The sequence below is a fragment of the Sterolibacterium denitrificans genome (assembly GCF_900174485.1).
Taxonomy (GTDB): domain Bacteria; phylum Pseudomonadota; class Gammaproteobacteria; order Burkholderiales; family Rhodocyclaceae; genus Sterolibacterium; species Sterolibacterium denitrificans.
Genome location: NZ_LT837803.1, coordinates 868034 through 887659, shown reverse-complemented (window position 1 = coordinate 887659; position 19626 = coordinate 868034). Strand labels below are relative to the sequence as shown.

Genomic DNA, 19626 nt, shown 5'->3' with positions numbered 1-19626 from the left:
GCTCAGTTGCCTCCCTCGGCTGGCGGGCCGGAATGTGCTGGTGCCGGTGTCAATGCCGGCAGCAGCGGGCTGGCCAGTTTTTCCACCTTGGGATCGGCCCAGCCGCCGGTCACCGCGTATTCGAAGGCAAAGGCCTGATCCAGCGGATCGCGCAACGCCTTCTGCGCCAGCCAGGCGATGGCGCCGGCAGCCGGATTGGCGATCATCGCCCCGACGGCCAGCGATTCACCGATGGCCGGCTGCACCCGCACCTTGAGATTCTGCGTCTCCTGCGGCAGGTTGACGCTGCCCGTCATCAGCACCTTGGCCGACGGGCCGCGAATCTGCAGGCCCTGGGTATCCATGACGCCATTGCGCATGGTCAACTGGCCGCTGATGCTGTCGAAGGCAAAACCCTGGCTGAACACATCGCGAAAATCGAGGGTGATCCGCCGGGGCAGCGATTGCAGGCTCAATATGCCGAGCAAACGGCCGACGCCGGGCTCCAGCTTGTTGAACTGGCCGTTCTCCGCATCCACCTTGAGCTCGCCGCTCAGGCTGGCGTAATCGATGGCAGAAGGCGCAGCCTGCCAGGTCAGCCGGCCTTCCAGCGTCGCCTTGCCGCGTTTCACGGCATCGGTATAACCCAGGCGCCCGAGCAGTTTTTCGATGCTGCGCGCAGTCAGCGTGAACTTGAGCTCGGTGCTGCTCTGCGCCGCACCGAACAGCCATTGGCCGGAACCGGAAAGCTTGCCGTCATCATTGTCGATGTCGAAATTCGCCTCCCAGGCATCGTCACGATTGTCGGCCGTCAGCTTGAGTTTGCCGAGGGCCTTGCCGCGCAGATTGAAGCGTTCGATCTCGACGTCGAGGTCGGGCAGATCGCCGGCTTTCGCCGCGCCGCCAGCCGTCCCCGCGGCGGGCGCGGCCGCCGGCGCCTGTTTGACGGCCAGATGCTTGAGGCGGACGACCAGACGGCTGTTCTTTTGATCCTTCCAGTGCAGCTCCCCGGCAACGTCGGGGCCTTTCACTTCGGCGCGCCAGGTGCCATCGCGGCCCAGATCGGCACGCATGGCGAAATCATCGAGCTTCTGGCCGAGCAGCAGCAGCGCCGGCGTCTTCAGGGTGAATGCGCTGAGGGGAAAGGCCGGCGCGGCATTCTCGGAACGCCGGTCGCTCCCGTCGTTTGCCGGACTGCCGAGCAAGCCGCGCCAACGATCGACATTCAGCGCCGGCGCGCTGATCGCCAGCAACACACCGCGATCGGGCATGTTGAGCGGCTCGCCCAGGGCGATCGCGCCGCGTTCGATCACCGCCCGGCCGGCCGGCTCGTTCGCATAGCGCCGGATCAGTTGCGCCTTGAGCGCCTGGCCGAGCGCAAGCTCGATCTGGTCGCGCGGGATCGTCTGCAGGGCATTGGCCGATGACTTGCCGGCGGCATTGCGCGACACCGGCATCGCCAGCGGCTTGCGTTCAAAGCGCAGGGGCATGGCATCGCCGGCACTCTTGTTGAAGGGCTCGGGCAGACTCGAAGCAATGCCCGTCAGCCGAGATTCCAGCACCACCTCGGAACTCTTCTTGCGCGCCAGCACCGTGCCGCGCCACGGGCTGCTGCCGGAAAGATGATCCAGCAGCGGATGGCTCACCTGCTTGCGCAACTCGACGACGTTCAACTGCCCATCGGCATCCACCTTCACCACGCCATTGCCCATGGTTTTGAGATCGAAGGCCAGCGGCATGCCCAGCAGCGTGGCGCGCAGGCGCTTGGCGCTCAGCGAGTCGCCGGTGAAGTGCAGTTGCCCATACACGTTGGCCAGCGCGGGCAGATCGGGATCCACGTCGATGCGATTGCCGGCAAAACGATAGCTGCCCTCGATTTTCGCCTGTTCCAGGTGCTGCAGCGGCAGCAGCAACCTGAGATCCAGAAAGCCGTTGCCCTGCGCCTTCATGTCTTCGGTGAAATGATCGATGCTCTCGCCGACCGGGCTGTTATCGATGAAATTCAGGAAATCGCCGGTCGGTCCATTCGCCTTGCCTTCGATCCGCAGCAGATTCTCGTCCGCGCTCAAGTCGTCGATTTCGGCCCTCACCTCGTTCAGCGTCACGCCGGCGATGCGCGCGCTGTCGGCACGGATCAGCATGCGGTTGCCGACGAATTCCAGCGAACCCATGATGTCGTCGATCCGCGGCCAGCCCTCGGCATAATCGAGCGTCGCGCCGTCGATGCGCCCCTTGATCTCGAAGATGCCCGAACCGTCCTCGAACGGAAAGGAGCGCAGGTCGCCCTGCAGGCGCAGGGTCGTGTCCTTGCCGCTGCCGCCGATGATCGACGTGCGCAACCAGTCGCGCACCTCCGCATCGACGGCCAGCGGAATGTAACGCCAGACCGCGTTCCCCTCGCCGTGCGTCAGGCGCGCGTCGAGGTCGATCCTGCCGGGCGTGCCGGCTTCGTCGCGGGGATAGACATAGCGGCCGACAATGCTCCCCGCCGCATCCTCATTCTTGAAGCTGGCGCGCTCCAGCCGGACTTCGATGGCCTCTTTGTGCGTCTTCCAGTCGAGCGCGGCATTCAGGCTGCCGAGTTCGACGCGCGGATCGGCAAAGACGGCCGGCAACTCCAGCGCCGCCGCCTGGCTGGCCAGACGAAAGATGCCGCCCTGCTCGTTGCCGGCGACGCTGCCGGTCAAACCGGCAAAGCCGGGCAAGGCGCCCCAGGCATTCATGCCGAGGCGATCGAAGTGCGCGCTCAGGCTGTATTTGTCCGCGCTGAACCTGCCCTGCCCGTCGAGCTTGCCGCTCCAACTGGTCTTCAGGTCGATCAGCTTGCCGCGCGGCGCGTAGTCGGCCAACTGCTTGCGCAAGCCGGCATCGAACGGCAGATAGGCGGCGAAGCGCACCAGCACGTCGAAGTCGAGCCGATCCGCATTGAAGACGCCGCTGGCCGGCTTGCGGCGGGTCGCCTCGTTCCATTCCAGCTGGAAATCCATCGGCGCGAAAGCGATGCCGTCCTGCGTCTGCAAGGAAAGCCGCCGCGCGCTCAACTGATAGCCCTGCGCGCTGCGCTTGCCCGTCAGCCGCCCGCTCAGGTTCTGCAATTCGAGGAAAGGCAGCGCCGGGTCGATGCGCACATGGACGTCGCGCAAGGCGATGTCCGCCGTCATGCCGGCCAGCCGTTGCTGTTCGAGATTCAGCCACAGGCGCAGCGCCCCGCTGCCATGCGGCAGATCGACCGGATAGTCGATCCATTGCCGCCAGATGGCAAGATCGACGTAATCGAGTTCGGCATACGCCTCGCCCTTCCAGGTTGCCGGCTGGTCGAGTTTCCGGCCGCTGAAATCGCCGCGCACGTCCAGACGCGCGGCCAGTTCGCTCGGCGGTTCGGCGGTCAAACCGAAGCGATGGCGGCGGCCGTCGTTCTGCAACTGCAGGTTGAAATGCTGCAGCGCCAGCGGCGGCGCCCCGCGCCGCTCGTCATGCCAGGTGATACGGGCATCGCGGACGATGACGCGATGCTGCAGGAGCAGCCAGTCGAGAAAATCGTTTTCGCTGTCCGCCGCCTGGGTGTCGAGCTGCAGGCCGGCAATGAAAATGCGCCCGGCGCGGTCGCGGCGAATATCCAGGTGCGGCGCAAGAATCTCGAGCCGCTTCAAACGCAGCTCGAAATGGAGCAGCGAAGTCCAGGAAACCTCGGCCTCGACATTGTCGAAAGTCAGCGCCGGACGCCCCGCCTGATCGTGGATCTGCATGCCGCGCAGGGTCAGGTGAGGGGAAAACCCCCGCCAGCGGGCGTCGATGCGGCTGATGGCCACCGGCAGGTTGAGCGAGTTGGCCAGGGCCTGCTCGATGTTGCCGCGATAGTCCTCGATATGCGGAAACACCGCATGGCGCAAGACCAGAATCAGCAGCCCGAAGACGAAATACAGGGTCAGCGCCAACCGCCACAACAGACGCTTCAGCCGCGCGGACAGCAGTCCGCCTGGCAGTGTGCCCAGATACCTGGTGGCGCGCGCAGGCAGCGTGGAAATGGTGGAAATGGCGGGTTTGATGACAGAAATCTTCTGACGATACGGGTGAAGCACCTGGTGACGGCGGGCTGCCGGCGCATGATCGCGGCCGCCACGCCGGCCGCCCCAAGGCCCTGGCCGGGCACTAGAATGGCGGCTTGACCTTCGATGCTCCGAAGCTGCCGATTTTACCTGAATGCCAAGCACTCCGACGCCCGCCGACATCCTGCACAGGATACTGCCCTGGTCGCGCGCCCTGGCACGCCTGCTGGCCGCCCGCCCCGCGCTGGTCGATGAAATCGACAGCCAACTGAGCGCGCCGCTCGACAGCGCCGGCCTGCTCGGCTTCCTGCCGGCAACGCTCGATGAGGACAGCCTGAAGCCGGCCCTGCGCCACTTCAAGCAGCGCGCCTACGCCCGCCTCGCCGCCCGCGATCTGGCGGGTCTGGCCAGCCTGGGCGAAGTCACCGAAAGCATGACGCTGATTGCCGAAACCGCCCTGGCGACGGCCCAGCGCGTGCTCATGCAGGCACTCGTCGCCCGCTACGGCCAGCCGCGGAGCGAAGCGGGGGAGCCGCAGCAGCTCATCGTCATCGGCATGGGCAAGCTGGGCGGACGCGAATTGAACGTCTCTTCCGACATCGACCTGATTTTCCTCTACCCGGAAAACGGCCAGACCGATGGCACGGGCAGCAACGGCAAGCACCTCGACAACTTCGAGTTCTTCACCCGCCTCGGCCGCGGGCTGATCGGCGCCATCGGCGAAATCACCGAAGATGGCCAGGTCTTTCGCGTCGACATGCGCCTGCGGCCGAATGGCGATTCCGGTCCGCTGGTCTGCTGCTTCGACATGCTGGAAAACTATTTCATCACCCAGGGCCGCGAGTGGGAGCGCTACGCCTGGATCAAGGCGCGGGCGCTGCCGACCGCCGGCGAATCGCCGCACTGGCCGGCCTGGATGAGCGCCCTCGAGGATCTGCGCCGGCCCTTCGTGTTCCGCAAGTATCTCGACTTCGGCAGCATCGAGGCGATGCGCGAATTGCACGTGCAAATCCGTCGCGAAGTCGCGCGCAAGGACATGGCCGACAACATCAAGCTCGGCCCCGGCGGCATCCGCGAAATCGAATTCATCGCCCAGGCCTTTCAACTGATCCGCGGCGGCCGCGATGAGCGCCTGCGCATCCGGCCGACCCTGCAGGTGCTGCCGCTGCTCGCCGAACGCCGCCAACTGAGCCAGGCATCGGCCGATGAACTGGCCGCCGCCTATGGCTTTCTGCGCCGCCTCGAACACCGCCTGCAATATCTCGACGACGCGCAGACCCACGAGCTCCCCGACCCGCCCGCCGACCAGGCGCTGATTGCCGCCGCCATGGGCCATGCCGACTACGCGGCGCTGCTGGCCGAACTCGACGGCCACCGCGCCATCGTGTCGCGGCATTTCGACGCCGTGTTTGCCGATCCGCACCTCGGCCGCAATCGCGAAACGGATGACGGTCCCTGGCACGGCGACCTGGCGGATGCGCAGCCGGACGGCAACCATCGCACGGCTGAACGCCTGGTGGCGCAGGGCTATCACGATGGCGCCGGCGTGGCCGTCCGACTCGCCGCGCTGCATGCCGGCAATCGCTATCAGCAGATGCCCAGTCCGGCGCGCAAGCGCTTCGATGCCCTGATGCCGCACGTCATCGAAACCTGCGCGGCAACCACCCGGCCGGATGCGGCGCTGTTCCGCGTGCTCGACCTGCTCGAAGCCGTCAGCCGCCGGCCGGCCTATCTGTCGCTGCTGCTGCAATACCCGCTGACGCTGCAAAAGCTGGCCCAGCTTGCCGCCGCCTCGCTGTGGGCGGCGGAATACCTGAAGACCCACCCGATCCTGCTGGACGAATTGCTCGACCCGAGCATTCTCGATATCGCGCCCGACTGGCAGGCATTTCGCCAATCGCTGGAGCTGTCGCTGGAAGCCGCCGAGCCGGATACCGAACAGCAGATGAACCTCCTGCGCGAGGCGCATCACAGCCAGGTGTTCCGGCTGCTGGTACAGGACATCGACGGCGTGCTGACGGTGGAAAAACTCGCCGATCACCTCTCCGCCCTGGCCGACCTGATGCTCGAGCTCGCGCTCAAATACGCTTGGCGCAAGATCGCCAGGCGGCATGTCGACACCCCGCGTTTTGCCATCATCAGCTACGGCAAGCTGGGCGGCAAGGAACTGGGCTATGCCTCCGATCTCGACCTGATTTTCGTCATGGACGATCCCGATCCAGCCGCGGGAGAAAACTACGCTCGCCTGGCCACCCGCCTCAACACCTGGCTCTCCAGCCAGACGACCGCCGGCAGCCTGTTCGACATCGACCTGCGCCTGCGGCCGAATGGCGAATCCGGGCTCACCGTGGTCTCGCTCGACGCCTTGCGCCAGTACCAGCTCGAATCGGCCTGGGTGTGGGAGCACCAGGCACTGACGCGCGCGCGCTTTTCCGCCGGCGACCGAAAAATCGGCGCGGCCTTCGAGAACATCCGCGACGAAATTCTGCGCCAGCCGCGCGACCGCGCCGCCCTGCGCCGCGAAGTATCGGGCATGCGCCATAAAATGCACGCCGCTCACGCCACCCCGGCCGCCCAGGCCGCGACCACGTTCGACCTCAAGCACGATCGCGGCGGCCTGGTCGATGTCGAATTCATCGTCCAGTACCTGGTGCTCGGCTACGCCCACGACCATCCGCAACTCACCGGCAATCTGGGCAACATCGCCCTGCTGAAAATCGCCGGCGAACTCGGCCTGATCCCGCCCGAACTCGCCGAAGCCGTGCGCAACGCCTATCGCGATTACCGCCGCCTGCAGCACGGCGCCCGCCTCAACAACGCCAAGGCCCGAGTCGCCCCGGACAACATTGCCGCCCACATCAGCGCCGTACGCGCGCTATGGCTGCAGGTTTTCGGCAGCGAATAATCCTTCACTCGTCCGCTCTCCCACCTTTCTCTCATCCATTCATCCAGGAACAGCGCATCATGCCCGTGAATTACGCCACGCCCCCCGCCGACCGGCTCCATCCCGTTGCCGGCGTCCGCCTCGGCTGCACCGAAGCCGGCATCCGCAAAGCCAACCGGCGCGACCTGACGCTGATCGAACTAGCGCCGGGCAGCCGCATCGCCGGCGTATTCACGCAGAACCGCTTCTGCGCCGCGCCGGTGCGAATCTGCAAGCAGCACCTGGCCGGCGGCGAGATTCGCGCGCTGGTCATCAACACCGGCATTGCCAACGCCGGCACCGGCGAGCCGGGGATCCAGGCAGCGCACGCCACTTGCGAAGCGGCGGCGCAACTACTCGGCTGCGCGGCAAACCAGGTGCTGCCTTTCTCCACCGGCGTGATCATGGAGCCGTTGCCCGCCGAACGCCTCGCCGCCGGCCTGCCCAAATGCCAGGCCGCGCTGCGCGGCGATGCCCAGGCATGGCACGACGCCGCGCACGCCATCATGACCACCGACACCGTCGCCAAGGCCGCATCGCGGCAAGTCGCCATCGGCGGCAAGACGATCAATGTCACCGGCATCTCGAAGGGCGCGGGCATGATCAAGCCGAACATGGCGACCATGCTCGGCTTCATCGCCAGCGACGCCGCCATTGCGCAACCGCTGCTGGAACGCCTGGTGAAGGAAGCGGCCGACGCCTCCTTCAACTGCATCAGCGTCGATGGCGACACCTCGACCAACGATTCCTTCGTGCTGATCGCCACGGGCGCGGCCGGCAACGCCGAGATCGCCGATGCCGGCTCGGCGGACTACGCCGCGCTGCGCGATGCGGTGACTGCCGTCGCCGCCGAACTCGCCCAGGCCATCGTGCGCGACGGCGAAGGCGCCACCAAGTTCATCGAGATCGCCGTCGCCGGCGGCCGCGACCATGCCGAATGCAAGGCCGTCGGCTATGCCATCGCCCACTCGCCGCTGGTGAAAACCGCTTTCTTCGCGTCCGACCCCAACCTCGGCCGCATCCTCGCCGCCATCGGCAACGCCGCCCAGGCGCACGCCACGCTCGGCGATCTCGACGTGACGAAAGTGAAGCTCTGGCTGGGCGAGACCCTGGTCGCGGAAAACGGCGGCCCCGCCGCCAGCTACCGGGAAGCCGACGGCGCGCGCGAAATGGCGCCGGCGGAAATCGTCATGCGCATCGACCTGGCCCGCGGCCAGGCTCAGGCCAAGGTGTGGACCTGCGATTTCTCCTACGACTACGTGAAGATCAACGCCGACTATCGCAGTTGATCTGGGTTGGCATTGCAAATGCGTAAAGACCAGTTTGTTGACTGGCTGCGGCAAAGAGTATCGGTATCGGAGGCCGCCACATGAACATCGCGCATTTACTCTTGCATCAGGCGCAAAAGCAACCGGATGCGCTGGCAATCAGGTATGCGGGCGATGACTTTACGTACGAGCAGTTCGCTCAGCGTGTCCTGCAGGCCAGCGCTGGTTTGGAAGCCGCCGGTATCGCCGCCGGCGATGTGATGGCGATTGCATTGGCAGATCCGCTGGACCACTGGTGTGCAACCTTGGCCCTCGCTCACCGTGGGGCAACGGTACTCAGTATTCCCCGGTCGATGGCGGATGCGCAAATGATCCGTCTGCTGAACCTGACGCAGTGCACGCGGGTGCTGGTGGATGGCGAACACCGGATGTCGACGGCTGGCCCACACCTGAGCACCGTGTCATGGGCTGAGGTGAAGGCGCATGCCTTGCCCAACGCGCTGGCAGCCCCGGCTCTGGACGCTGATCGTCCATGGATTCTCGTGAGTGGTTCTGGATCAACCGGGCAGCCGAAGATCATGCCGGTAACGCATCGTGCGCAATGGCACCGCGCCACGCTGGGTCGCCAGTGGCTTCCCTATGGTGATGAGGATATCTTGCTGTCCTTGGTCAGCATGCACTTCTATGCCGCCAAACAACGCTGCCTGGAAGCGCTGGCAATGGGCGCCGCGATTTTTCTGGATGTGCCAGGGCGCGTTGATCACCGCAAAGAGGTGGCTGCCGGCGAGGTGACAGCCATTTACGGCACGGTCTCCCACGTCGAGCTGCTCTTGCGCTCACTGCCCGCCGACCATGACCTGCACTACGGACGATTGCGAGCCCTGATGGTGGGTGGGTCGGTGGTGCCAATGCGTTTGCGCGAGCAGATTCGCCAACGGCTGACGCCCAAGCTTCACGTGCTGTGGGGTTCGAACGAGTCGCACACGGCGACCATCACCAGCCTGAATGAAGTTTTCGTGACCGAAGGCGGCGTGGGACGTCCGTTTCCCGGCGTCAGGCTTGAGGTCGTTGACGACGAGGGTGTACCCGTGGCGCCAGGTGTTGACGGCCACATCAGAGTGTCGTCCGCCGCGTCGATTACGGCTTACCTGGGAGACCCGGAAGCAACACAAAAAGTATTTCGGGATGATTGGTTCTACCCCGGTGACATTGGTCACTTCACACTGGATGGGCAACTGGTACACCGCGGTCGTACCGACGACATGATGATCGTCAGCGGAGTGAATGTGTATCCGGCCGAAATTGAGGAATGCTTGCGCAGCTTTCCCGGTGTTGCAGACGCATTCGCAACCCCTTTGCGTCATCGGCAATTGCAGGACTTGCCGGTGGCCCTGGTGGTCGCGGCAGCTGGTGTGTCTCTCGACGCCCGGACATTGGTGCAGCATGTGCGCAATCAAATCGGTCGTCATACGCTCCACGATCTGGTCTTCGTGGAACGTATTCCCCGCAATGAGCAAGGCAAGATCCAACGCAAAGTCGTCTCCGGGATCGTGCGCGCCAAGTGGGAAACGAGTGGAAAGCCTGCCGCCACCCCGGCCACAAGAACAGGCAGCAATGCCTCGCTCCCTATGGGCACATTGACTTTGGGATTCAGGCGACCACCTGGAGGGAAGCCGGGAGCCTTGAATGCCTGGCTGACGGTATTGGAGGTACCGGACGACCAACTGTTGCCTGTCGACCTGTCAGACACGGACCAAAGTGCAGCAGACGACGGTCAGATCTGGCTGCATCAAGTACTCACCCTGGCACGGGGCCTGTTACACGTTTTGCGTGTTCCCCTGTTCGACCCGATAGACGTTGTTCAGTGCCGCCGCGCGGCGCCTGAAAGCAAGCACTGGGAAGCCGTCTGCCGTGTGCCCGATCCCTCCTTGGTCGCTCGACCGCTGTTCGAGGGCGTGCTCAAAGTTGCTTTCCGATTGGCCGCATGGGTCAGCAAGGCAGACGTCGAATCCACTGCCGACCGGGAACGCTTCTTCCAGACGATAGAGAAGGACGTTGTGCGCGCCTTTGCGAAAGTCCAGCCGAACGGCAAATCGACGTTTGAAGTGCTGCGCGTGGCGCACAGCCTGGGAGTACCTTACCTGCCATTGCCGAATGGGGCATTCCAATTGGGCTGGGGCCGCCACGCGCGACGCATCGATCGCAGCACGACGGACCGGGACAGCGCCATGGGCATGCACTGGACGCAGAACAAACTGTTGACGGCTCAATTGCTGCGTCAGGCTGGACTGCCCGGGCCGACTCATGCCGTGGTGAAATCCTTCGAGCAGGCGAGGGAGGCCGCAGAACGCTTCGGATACCCCGTGGTGGTCAAACCCGCAGACCTGGAACGCGGTGAAGGCGTGAGCGTCGACGTCCGGGCCGAGGATCTCGAGGCTGCGTTCAACGATGCGCATAAACGCTCGCCCGGCAAACTGGTGCTGGTGGAGCAACAAGTACCGGGTGTGTGCCACCGTCTATTCATCACGGCGGGCAAGCTGCTTTATGCGGTCAAGCGACTGCCGATTGGCGTGTATGCCGATGGACGCTCCACCATCCGCGCCTTGGTGGCCGCCGAATACGAGGCTCAGCAACGGATTCCACCCTGGAAACGCTCTGGTATTCGACCCTTGGATGAGTTGGCGCTGCACATGCTGCGTCGTCAAGGTTGGCAGCCGGAAGCGGTTCCTCAGGCTGGCCAGTTCGTGGCCCTGCGGCGGATCGAAACCACCGCCTGGGGCGGCGTGGATGAAGAAGTGACCCACACGATTCACCCCGACAACGTGAGCGCGGCCATCGTCGCCACGCAGATCCTGGAGCTGGAAGTGGCGGGCGTGGACATGATCAGCCGCAACATTCAGCAACCATGGCATGCCAACGGCGCGGTCATCAATGAAGTCAATTACGCGCCACTGCTAGGTGGCGGCGAGATTTCGCGGCGCTACATCGGTGAATACCTTTCGCGGCTTCTCAAGAACCGCGGGCAGATACCGATCCACGTGTATGCAGGTGGTAAAGATGCCTGGCTCAAGGGAAAGACGCACTACGAGGAATTGCGGGCCGCAGGGGTCGACGCGTATCTGGTCGACGAACACAGAACGCTGGACTCCAAGGGACATCCCTGTGTCATCGCGTCCAACAGCATTGAGACCAAAGTTAGAGCCTTGCTGATGCGCCAGGATGTACAGGCTTTGGTCCTGTTGGCCCCCTCTTCTCACACGCCAGGATGGATCGATCGGTTGGCAGGAAGAGTTTTCACGCCACCGCACGGCGATCATGCCATTGAAATTTCTGCCGGATCTGGAGGGACAAACTGATGGCAGGTCATCTCGTTCTAACCGGCGCCACAGGTTATCTCGGTCATGCTGTGCTTGATGAACTCAGGCGTACGAAGCGCACGTCGGGCTTTGATCGCATTACGGCCACATTTCATCGGCATAAGGTGACGAGTAGCGCCCCATCCGTCCCATCCGTTGAATTCCTTTCATTTGCCGAACTTCTACATGGAAGCTTTGACTTCGGTGATGTAGACATTGTTTGCCATCTGGGCGTGCCAAGGGTCAAGCCCGACGATCCACAGTTGGCATCGTCAGTGACGGATTTGCAGTTGCTGTTGATCAAGGCCGCCAACGCGGGAGTGCGGGGATTCATCTACGCATCGTCACAGGCGGTCTATGGCGTGACCAGGCCTGTCTGGCATGAAAGCTCGCCGCTGGCGCCAGTAACGGCTCATGGGTGGGGCAAGTTGGCTGGAGAACAGTTGGTCAAAACCGTCTCGGAAAGTCTGTCTGACCTAACGGGAATTTCTTTGCGTCTGCCCAAACTGATCGGGCCCGGCAGCGGCTTCCGAATGAATCAGGGTGAATGGGTACACGCGCTGGTCCATGCTGCGCTCCAAGGAAGGAAAATTTCGCTCAGTCAGCAGTTTCTCGCGCAACAGTTCGACTTCATGGACGTCAGAGATGCTGCATCTGTTATCACCTGTATTCTGGCTCGTCCACCCAAAACCTGGCCAAAAGTCCTGAACATTGGTCTTGGCAGTCACATGACGGGCAAGGAACTGATCGCTGTAGTGAGCGAATTCTGCGAAATGAAATACAACAAGCCCTTGCGATACGACGTTGAGGCCTCACCCCTGCACTCGCGAAACTTTGGCATGGATGTCACGGCCCTCTCCGAGTATTTGAATGGTTTTTCGAAGCGAGCGCTCGAAGATACGATTGCGGATATCTGCGAGTTCGTCATTGGACATTGAACAAGAAAGTTAGTCGCGGCTAGTGGTTGAGTTGCAGTCAGGCGGCGGAAAGTCCGTGGCGCCTTCCGCCAATCGGCCGTACTGCCCGTTGCCGGGCAGCAAACCAAGCTGCCTGCGCAGGGTTGCGGCGGGCATCACTTGCTTGCCCAGGGCGCGAATGATGTCGTGCATGCGCTTCAGACAATCCGCGTTGCTTGCCAGGCGCGTCCGTTCGGGATCGAACCAGATATTGTCTTCCAGACCGACGCGAATGCCGCCCCCGGCGGCAATACCGAGCAGGTTCATGTCGAGTTGGGCATTGCCGATGCCGCCCAGGCTCCAGAAGGCATCGGGCGGCAGCTCGCGAAGCATGACGCCGATATGCAGCAGATCGGCCTGGGCGCTGGCGATATTTCCGGCGATCAGATTGAAGTAGTGCGGCGGCTTGAGCAAGCCCTTCTTTTCCAGATAGCGGGCATAGTTGATCATGCCGGGATCGAATGCCTCGAGCTCCGGCAGGATCCCGCGCGCCAGCATCAACTGCGCAAGCGCCTGAATCATGTCGGGCGCGTTGATGCTGGCCTGGTGGCTGAAGTTGAGCGAACTCAACGTCAGACTGCCCATGTCCGGCTTTGCCGATCCATCGAGCCTGAGCACGGCGCTGCGCTGCTCGAAGGTATTGGCATGGCGGCCGCTGCAGGTTACGCAAAGAATGAGTTCCGGCGCGTAGGCGCGTATGCCTTCGATGATGCTGGCGAACACCTCCGCCCGGGAAGTCGGCACGCCGCTGATCTCGTCGCGCGCATGCAGATGCGCCATGGTGATGCCGATCTCATTCGCCCGCAGGACATCCTCGACGATCTCGCTGACCGACAGCGGCACATGCGGGGTTTCGGACTTGCCCGGCAGCATGCCGGTCGGGGCAAAGTTGAGGATTACTTCATTCATGAGTCAATGGTTACTTCGTCATTTCGTTACTTCGAGCGAGTTGCGCCCGATCTTACGCGCGGGATTGCCGACATAAACGGCATCCGGTTCGGTATCCGCGACGACCACGGCACCGGCGCCGATGAAGCTTCTTTCGGCGATGACCAGACCATCCCTGATGACCGCGCCCAAGCCGACAAAAGCCTGTTTGCCGACGGTCACGCCGCCACCCAGCACGGCGCCCGCCGCGATGAAAGCATGGTCTTCGATTCTGCAGTGGTGTGAAACATGCGCATTGCTCCGTATCAGCACATTGTCGCCGATGACGGCAAATGGCTGAATCACGGCGCCTTCATAGACCAGGCAGTTCCTGCCGATGACGAGGTCCGGCCAGACGCTGGCCCGGCTCGACAGATACGATGCCACCTCATAACCCATATCGAGCGTCTGCAAAAAGCGATCGCGGCGCAGCCCGTTGATGGCATGGTAACCAAGCGGCAGCAAAACCCCGAAGGAATCAGGCGGGTATCTTTGCGCCAGCTCCTCGAAAGGAACGACAGGCAATCCCTCGTGGGTTCCCCCGTTCCCCATGTAATTTCTGTCAACCGTGAATGCGGCAACCTGGTACGGGCTGTCATGCGACAGGCAGTACCAGGCCAGACTGGAAAACATGGAACTACCAAACAATATCAGCGGCTTGTCTGAATGAATTGCCAAGGCTGGTTTCCTCTTGAAAAGCTGGATGTGGCGAGGCTAACGCTTCACTCGCAGCAGAAAAATCGATCTCGTTTATTTCATCAATTTCAGTTTTATGAATGTCTTGATATTGTCCGGCACCATGGCTTTGATTTTCTTCACCTGGAAAAGCTTGAAGAGATATTCTTTCGACAGGGTAAACCAATCTGCACGCTCGAGTATCGCCCTGACAACTTTCCTGTAATAGGCATCGGCATACGCCGGCTTTCCAATACGCTTGTAATACCTGTACATCCAGAACCACGTATTCAACTGCGCGTCCATCTTGTTTGCTTCGCTCAACATGGACCAAACACCGCCCGCATGAATACGGTATGCCGAGTTTTCTATATCGGCATGGTGATGGCTGCCGCCAAAAGCGCCAAACATGCTGGTACGGAAAGTATCGCCATTCAGCACCTTTTCCTGCTCCGGCGCAAAGTCAATTGGAACATTCCTGTACATCCAGTTCAGGGTCAACAGCCAGACTTTGCCAAGCGCCAGATCTTCGCCGGAGAAATCCCTTTTCTGAAAATCGGGCAACTGCGAGTTTTCGATGATATTGCCTTTTTCATCGATGACGAACGCGTCGTGGCTGCTGATGAAAACATCAGGGTTGCTTCTCAGAAACCCGGCTTGAATGGACAATTTATTCCGGTCGCACCAGAAGTCATCGCCATCGCAGAATGCCACGAACTCACCCGCAAAGTGCCTTTCCATCAAATGGATGGGCTTCCTTCCTTGGGAAAACCGATTTTCTTTCTGGCAAATCGATTTAATGATTCTCGGGTACCTTGCTTCGTATTCCCTGATGATTTCCGCAGTTCCGTCCGTAGAAGCATCATCGTGAATGACGATCTCAAAGGGAAAATCCGTCTTCTGTATCAGGAATCCCTTCAAGGCATCCCTTATGTAGTTTTCATGGTTGTACGCAACGCAGGCTATGCTGACCACGGGCCTGCCTTCCGAATCTTTCCAACCCGAGACGATTTCCTCTTCGATTGGAAGAGGCAATGCGCGAAAGTTCTGCAGGACCTGCGCTGGGGAATTCATGAATCAAACCCTTCTCAATGGACCTGCCGTCGCATCGTCACCAGCATGCAGTGACAGGCCCAGGTGAGCAGTTTCAAGATGGCGCCGCCGCTCATGCCGCCGCCTCCACGATCACGCCCACGATGCGTTCCTGTTGCTCGTCGGTCAGCGCCGGATAAATCGGCAGGCACAGCACCTGTGCCGCCGCATGGGTCGCCACCGGCAGATTGGCGCGGTCGGCCGAGGGCAGGTGCCGGTACATGGGAAAGTCGGGAATCAGCGGATAAAAGTAGCGCCTTGCGTGGATGCCCCGGTCTTTGAGCTTTTGGTAGAGCGCATCGCGGCCCAAAGGGTAGCCGGGCTGCACCAGCACCGGGAAGTAAGCGTGGTTGGCGCTGCGCTGCCCGGCCTGCGGCAGGCAGTGGATGCCTTCGATGCCTTGCAACTGCTGGCGGTAGCGGGCATCGATCTCGGCGCGGCGCCGCATGACCCCGGGCATGTGCTGCAGTTGCAGCAAGCCAAAGGCGGCGTTGATTTCGCTCATCTTGGCATTGATGCCGGGAACGACGACGGTGGTTTCATCGACGAAACCGAAGTTCTTCAGGTGGTCGATGCGCTGCTTGGTCTCGGCGTCGGGGCAAATGATGGCGCCGCCCTCGAAAGTGTTGAAGACCTTGGTGGCGTGAAAACTCAGCACCGACAAATCGCCATGACGCAGCACGCTGCCACCTTCATCCTGCACGGCAAAGGCATGAGCGGCATCGTAGATGACGCGCAGCTTGTAATCGTCGGCAATCTTCCGGATAGCCGCGGTGTCGCAGGGGTTGCCGTAGCAGTGCACCGGCATGATGGCGGTGGTGCGCGGAGTAATGGCAGCCTCGATCCTGGCGGGGTCGAGGTTGAGGGTGCGCGGCTCCACATCCACGAATACGGGTTCGCAGCCATGCCACAGCAACGCGTGGGCGGTAGCGACGAAGGAATACGGCGTGGTGATGACTTCACCCGTCACGCGCAGAGCCTGCAGCGCGGTGATGAGGGACAGGGTGCCGTTGGAGAGCAGCGCGACGTGCGGCACACCCAGATGGTTGCACAGGGCTTGTTCGAACTGCTGATGAAAGGGACCGCCGTTGGTGAGAATTTTATTGGCCCAGATTTTTTCCAGATAGGGCGTGAATTCTTCCAGCGGAGGCAGGTAGGGCTGGGTGACGCAGATGGGTTGATCGCTCATGCTTTGTCCTTGCCCGGTCCCGGCAGGCATATTCAGCTTTTTACAGCAAGGCCGCAAACCAAAGAAACGAAAAAACCCCGGAAATTCCGGGGTTCTCATGGCTTGCCGGGAGATCAAGGCAGACGTGTGCCTCCCTGAAATGATTGGTCGGCTGGATGTTGACGACTACAAACCGCGCCAACGCTCTATGTGCGCTTCGGCGGAAGCGCCCCGCAGTGAACTGCCGAACGGAGGTTTGCGACCGGACCAACTGGCGCGCGTCATACACAACGGCATACCACAAAAATGTCATCAATGTAATGCATTGTCATCAATGTAACTACCACGGCATAATTCGTCCTTCATGAAATTGTATTCAAGAAGAATGACGTATGCAGGACGTGCCTCAGGAACCTGTCCATCTACAGGATGGCGTAATCACACAAACCGCCGTTTCGCGTCCTCTCTTTCTCTCTGGCCGCCGGCAAATCTGGCTGGACGCAGCCGCCACACAAGAAGCGCAAGTACCGCCCGCCCTGCGCAAATGGCAGGAGCGCGTGCCGGATGTGCGCTTGCCACAACCCGAAGCGACTCAGCGCATGGAACGTCTGCCCGAGTCGGCTTTCGAGCAAACCCGCTGCAACTCCGAACTCGTCCCCGACAAGATGGCAATGCGGGTGTCGGATAGGGCAGACGAAGAATCCGGAGAAAGCAGGCGAAGCATGTTCCTGAAAAAGATTTTCCAACTGCGGAGCAATCCGTATTCATTTGTAAAGGAGTCGTAATGAAGCAATCCAATTTCCTGCGTCTGGCCGCTGTGTTGTCCTTGTCGCTATACGCCGTTTCGAGTCTTGCGGCAGACGCTGGAACGGGCTGGTATGGCGGCGGCGGAGTCGGCGTCAGCCGTGTGAAGGACGATGCGGCGGGCAACGGTTATGTGATCAACCGGGATGCACGCGACACGGGCTACAAGATTTTCGGGGGCTATCGCTTCACGCCGCATGTCGGCCTGGAAGGAAGCTATCTCGACCTGGGCAAGGAGAATTTCAACTGGCGCTACAACGCGAACGAAAGCGGCGTGGGGACGATTGCAGCGCGGGCTTTCTCCCTGGCGGCGGTGGGTCGACTGCCCGTGGGTTCGGGGTTCTCACTGCTGGGCAAGCTGGGCGTAGCGAACCTGCAGGCCAAGTACCGGGAAAACTGGTCGCAGTTGGGATACAGCGGGACGATCAGCCAGAATCACTCGAAAACGGTAGCGACCTACGGCGTGGGCGCGGAATACGCGATCGACCAGAATTTGAGCATGCGCGCCGAGTACGAAGCCTTTGACAAGGCGAAAGCGAATGGCGTCGGAATCAAGACCAACTTGTTGTCGGTAGGCCTGGAATATCGCTTCTGATGACGCCTGGCTTGTCGCAATACGTGCCCGGCGTGATGGCGGCCTCGATCCTGGCAGGATCGAGGTCGAGGGCACTCTCATGAAATGATTGATCAGACGTTGAACAAGAAATTGAGCACATCCCCATCCTTGACCACGTATTCCTTGCCTTCGGCGCGCATCTTGCCGGCTTCCTTGGCGCCGGCTTCGCCCTTGTAGCGGATGAAGTCGTCGAAGGCGATGGTCTGGGCGCGGATGAAGCCGCGTTCGAAGTCGGTGTGGATGACGCCGGCCGCCTGCGGCGCGGTGTCGCCGGCGTGGATGGTCCAGGCGCGGACTTCCTTGACGCCGGCGGTGAAGTAGGTCTGTAGTCCCAGCAGCTTGTAGCCGGCGCGGATCAGGCGGTCGAGGCCGGGTTCGGCCAGGCCCATGGATTCGAGGAAGTCTTGCTTGTCGGCGTCGTCGAGGTCGGCGATTTCGGCTTCGATGGCGGCGCACAGGGCGACGACTTCGGCGCCTTCCCTGGCGGCATGATCACGCACGGCGTCGAGGTGGGGATTGTTCTCGAAGCCGTCTTCGGCGACGTTGGCGGCGTAGAGTACCGGCTTGGCGGTGATCAGGCAGAAGGGTTTGAGATTGGCCCACTCTTCCCTGGAAAGGTCGAGCGCGCGCACCGGCTTGGCCTGGTCGAGCTGGGCCTGGCATTTTTCCAATACATCGACCAGCAGCCTGGCTTCCTTGTCGCCGCCGGCCCTGGCCTGCTTGGAGTAGCGGGCGAGCGCCTTTTCGACGGTGCTCATGTCGGCCAGGGCGAGTTCGGTGTCGATGACTTCGATGTCGCGGATCGGGTCGACCGAGCCGGAGACATGCACCACGTTGTCATCATGAAAGCAGCGCACGACATGGACGATGGCATCGGTTTCGCGGATGTTGGCGAGGAACTGGTTGCCCAGGCCTTCGCCCTTGCTGGCGCCGGCAACCAGGCCGGCGATGTCCACGAATTCGACGATGGCATGCTGCACCTTCTGCGGCTTGACGATTTCAGCCAGTTGCGCCAGGCGCGGATCGGGCACTTCGACGATGCCGATGTTCGGCTCAATGGTGCAGAAGGGATAGTTGGCGGCTTCGATGCCGGCCTTGGTGAGGGCGTTGAAGAGGGTGGACTTGCCGACGTTGGGTAGGCCGACGATGCCGCATTTGAGGCTCATGGTGTTCTCCGGTGAAACGTGAAGCGTGAGGCGTCAGGCGCTGGCATCGGGCTTGACGTTGAGTTTCTGCATGGCGTTCCGCCAGTCGCCGCCAGCCAGCAGCGGCCAAGCCAGCAGCGCCCGGTCGAGCGCCGTGTCGATGGCTTCCTGCTCGGCTTTCTGTGGCGGCTTGAGGACGAAATTGACCACCTGGTTGCGATCGCCCGGATGACCGATGCCCACACGCAGCCGCCAGTAGTCCTGCGTGCCCAGGTGGGCGGTGATGTCCTTGAGGCCGTTGTGGCCGCCCAGGCCGCCGCCGAACTTGAGGCGCAGTTGGCCCGGCGGCAGATCGAGTTCATCGTGCACCACCAGCATTTCATCGACTTCGATGCGATAGAACTGCGCCAGCGCGCGCACCGCCTGGCCGGAGCGATTCATGAAGGTCTGCGGCAGCAGCAGCCAGAGGCCGTGCGGCGTGTTGCCGCCGGCGCGGGCGCTGCCGACGATGCCGTGGAAGCGCGTTTCCTTCGCCAGCGGGATGCCGAGGTCAGCGGCAAGCCGCTCACAAAACCAAAACCCGGCGTTGTGCCGGGTTTTGGCGTATTCGGCGCCGGGGTTGCCCAGGCCGACGATCAGACGCGGCGGTCTTTGCATGCCGATCGTAAGCC

At 62.1% G+C, this 19626-nt stretch carries 13 protein-coding genes; 6 read left to right on the top strand and 7 right to left on the bottom strand.

The window, feature by feature from the left end:
- Positions 1-2: 2 nt before the first annotated feature.
- Positions 3-4058, bottom strand: coding sequence for a YhdP family protein (locus tag SDENCHOL_RS03985; protein ID WP_172954988.1), 4056 nt, complete (start codon positions 4056-4058; stop codon positions 3-5).
- Positions 4059-4179: 121 nt separating this feature from the next.
- Between SDENCHOL_RS03985 and glnE the strand changes: the two genes are divergently transcribed.
- The 4 genes from glnE to SDENCHOL_RS03965 all read left to right on the top strand — a co-directional run bounded on the left by glnE (position 4180) and on the right by SDENCHOL_RS03965 (position 12510).
- Entirely contained in the window at positions 4180-6930 is a 2751-nt protein-coding gene (gene glnE, locus SDENCHOL_RS03980; RefSeq protein ID WP_067170932.1) for a bifunctional [glutamate--ammonia ligase]-adenylyl-L-tyrosine phosphorylase/[glutamate--ammonia-ligase] adenylyltransferase, read from the top strand.
- Between the two features lie 59 nt (positions 6931-6989).
- Positions 6990-8237 (top strand): bifunctional glutamate N-acetyltransferase/amino-acid acetyltransferase ArgJ, encoded by a 1248-nt coding sequence (argJ, locus tag SDENCHOL_RS03975; protein ID WP_067170935.1) that lies wholly within the window; start codon positions 6990-6992, stop codon positions 8235-8237.
- Positions 8238-8317: 80 nt separating this feature from the next.
- Positions 8318-11572, top strand: a complete 3255-nt coding sequence (locus SDENCHOL_RS03970; protein ID WP_154716105.1) for an AMP-binding protein — start codon at positions 8318-8320, stop codon at positions 11570-11572.
- Positions 11572-12510, top strand: a complete 939-nt coding sequence (locus SDENCHOL_RS03965; RefSeq protein WP_083522893.1) for an NAD-dependent epimerase/dehydratase family protein — start codon at positions 11572-11574, stop codon at positions 12508-12510. The genes SDENCHOL_RS03970 and SDENCHOL_RS03965 overlap by 1 nt, the downstream gene beginning before the upstream one ends.
- 9 nt (positions 12511-12519) lie before the next feature.
- Here SDENCHOL_RS03965 and SDENCHOL_RS03960 read toward each other — a convergent pair whose 3' ends face one another.
- The 4 genes from SDENCHOL_RS03960 to SDENCHOL_RS03945 all read right to left on the bottom strand — a co-directional run bounded on the left by SDENCHOL_RS03960 (position 12520) and on the right by SDENCHOL_RS03945 (position 16411).
- The gene (locus SDENCHOL_RS03960) at positions 12520-13437 is read right to left on the bottom strand and encodes a 3-keto-5-aminohexanoate cleavage protein (protein WP_083522894.1); all 918 of its coding nucleotides are present in this window, start codon (positions 13435-13437) and stop codon (positions 12520-12522) included.
- Between the two features lie 18 nt (positions 13438-13455).
- Positions 13456-14133 carry an acetyltransferase gene (locus SDENCHOL_RS03955; RefSeq protein ID WP_154716104.1) on the bottom strand — a complete coding sequence of 226 codons (678 nt, stop codon included), beginning with the start codon at positions 14131-14133 and terminating at the stop codon, positions 13456-13458.
- Positions 14134-14205: 72 nt separating this feature from the next.
- Positions 14206-15204, bottom strand: a complete 999-nt coding sequence (locus tag SDENCHOL_RS03950; protein WP_067170946.1) for a glycosyltransferase — start codon at positions 15202-15204, stop codon at positions 14206-14208.
- Between the two features lie 91 nt (positions 15205-15295).
- Complete coding sequence (locus tag SDENCHOL_RS03945; RefSeq protein WP_067170948.1) at positions 15296-16411, bottom strand: DegT/DnrJ/EryC1/StrS family aminotransferase; 1116 nt, start codon at positions 16409-16411, stop codon at positions 15296-15298.
- A gap of 371 nt (positions 16412-16782) precedes the next feature.
- On the opposite strand from SDENCHOL_RS03945, the gene SDENCHOL_RS03940 reads away from it, so the two are divergent.
- Both SDENCHOL_RS03940 and SDENCHOL_RS03935 read left to right on the top strand, forming a co-directional pair.
- Positions 16783-17175 (top strand): hypothetical protein, encoded by a 393-nt coding sequence (locus SDENCHOL_RS03940; protein WP_067170951.1) that lies wholly within the window; start codon positions 16783-16785, stop codon positions 17173-17175.
- Positions 17175-17789 (top strand): porin family protein, encoded by a 615-nt coding sequence (locus SDENCHOL_RS03935; RefSeq protein WP_067170953.1) that lies wholly within the window; start codon positions 17175-17177, stop codon positions 17787-17789. The genes SDENCHOL_RS03940 and SDENCHOL_RS03935 overlap by 1 nt, the downstream gene beginning before the upstream one ends.
- A gap of 92 nt (positions 17790-17881) precedes the next feature.
- Here the strand turns inward: SDENCHOL_RS03935 and ychF are convergent, their stop codons facing one another.
- Both ychF and pth read right to left on the bottom strand, forming a co-directional pair.
- Positions 17882-18976 (bottom strand): redox-regulated ATPase YchF, encoded by a 1095-nt coding sequence (gene ychF, locus SDENCHOL_RS03930; RefSeq protein ID WP_067170955.1) that lies wholly within the window; start codon positions 18974-18976, stop codon positions 17882-17884.
- A gap of 33 nt (positions 18977-19009) precedes the next feature.
- Positions 19010-19612 (bottom strand): aminoacyl-tRNA hydrolase, encoded by a 603-nt coding sequence (gene pth, locus SDENCHOL_RS03925; protein WP_067170958.1) that lies wholly within the window; start codon positions 19610-19612, stop codon positions 19010-19012.
- Between the last annotated feature and the right edge of the window lie 14 nt (positions 19613-19626).

Coding starts and splice junctions, on each gene's coding strand:
- glnE (WP_067170932.1), top strand. CDS start 4,180: ATGCCAAGCACTCCGACGCCCGCCGACATCCTGCACAGGATACTGCCC.
- argJ (WP_067170935.1), top strand. CDS start 6,990: ATGCCCGTGAATTACGCCACGCCCCCCGCCGACCGGCTCCATCCCGTT.
- SDENCHOL_RS03970 (WP_154716105.1), top strand. CDS start 8,318: ATGAACATCGCGCATTTACTCTTGCATCAGGCGCAAAAGCAACCGGAT.
- SDENCHOL_RS03965 (WP_083522893.1), top strand. CDS start 11,572: ATGGCAGGTCATCTCGTTCTAACCGGCGCCACAGGTTATCTCGGTCAT.
- SDENCHOL_RS03960 (WP_083522894.1), bottom strand. CDS start 13,437: ATGAATGAAGTAATCCTCAACTTTGCCCCGACCGGCATGCTGCCGGGC.
- SDENCHOL_RS03950 (WP_067170946.1), bottom strand. CDS start 15,204: ATGAATTCCCCAGCGCAGGTCCTGCAGAACTTTCGCGCATTGCCTCTT.
- SDENCHOL_RS03945 (WP_067170948.1), bottom strand. CDS start 16,411: ATGAGCGATCAACCCATCTGCGTCACCCAGCCCTACCTGCCTCCGCTG.
- SDENCHOL_RS03940 (WP_067170951.1), top strand. CDS start 16,783: ATGCAGGACGTGCCTCAGGAACCTGTCCATCTACAGGATGGCGTAATC.
- SDENCHOL_RS03935 (WP_067170953.1), top strand. CDS start 17,175: ATGAAGCAATCCAATTTCCTGCGTCTGGCCGCTGTGTTGTCCTTGTCG.
- ychF (WP_067170955.1), bottom strand. CDS start 18,976: ATGAGCCTCAAATGCGGCATCGTCGGCCTACCCAACGTCGGCAAGTCC.
- pth (WP_067170958.1), bottom strand. CDS start 19,612: ATGCAAAGACCGCCGCGTCTGATCGTCGGCCTGGGCAACCCCGGCGCC.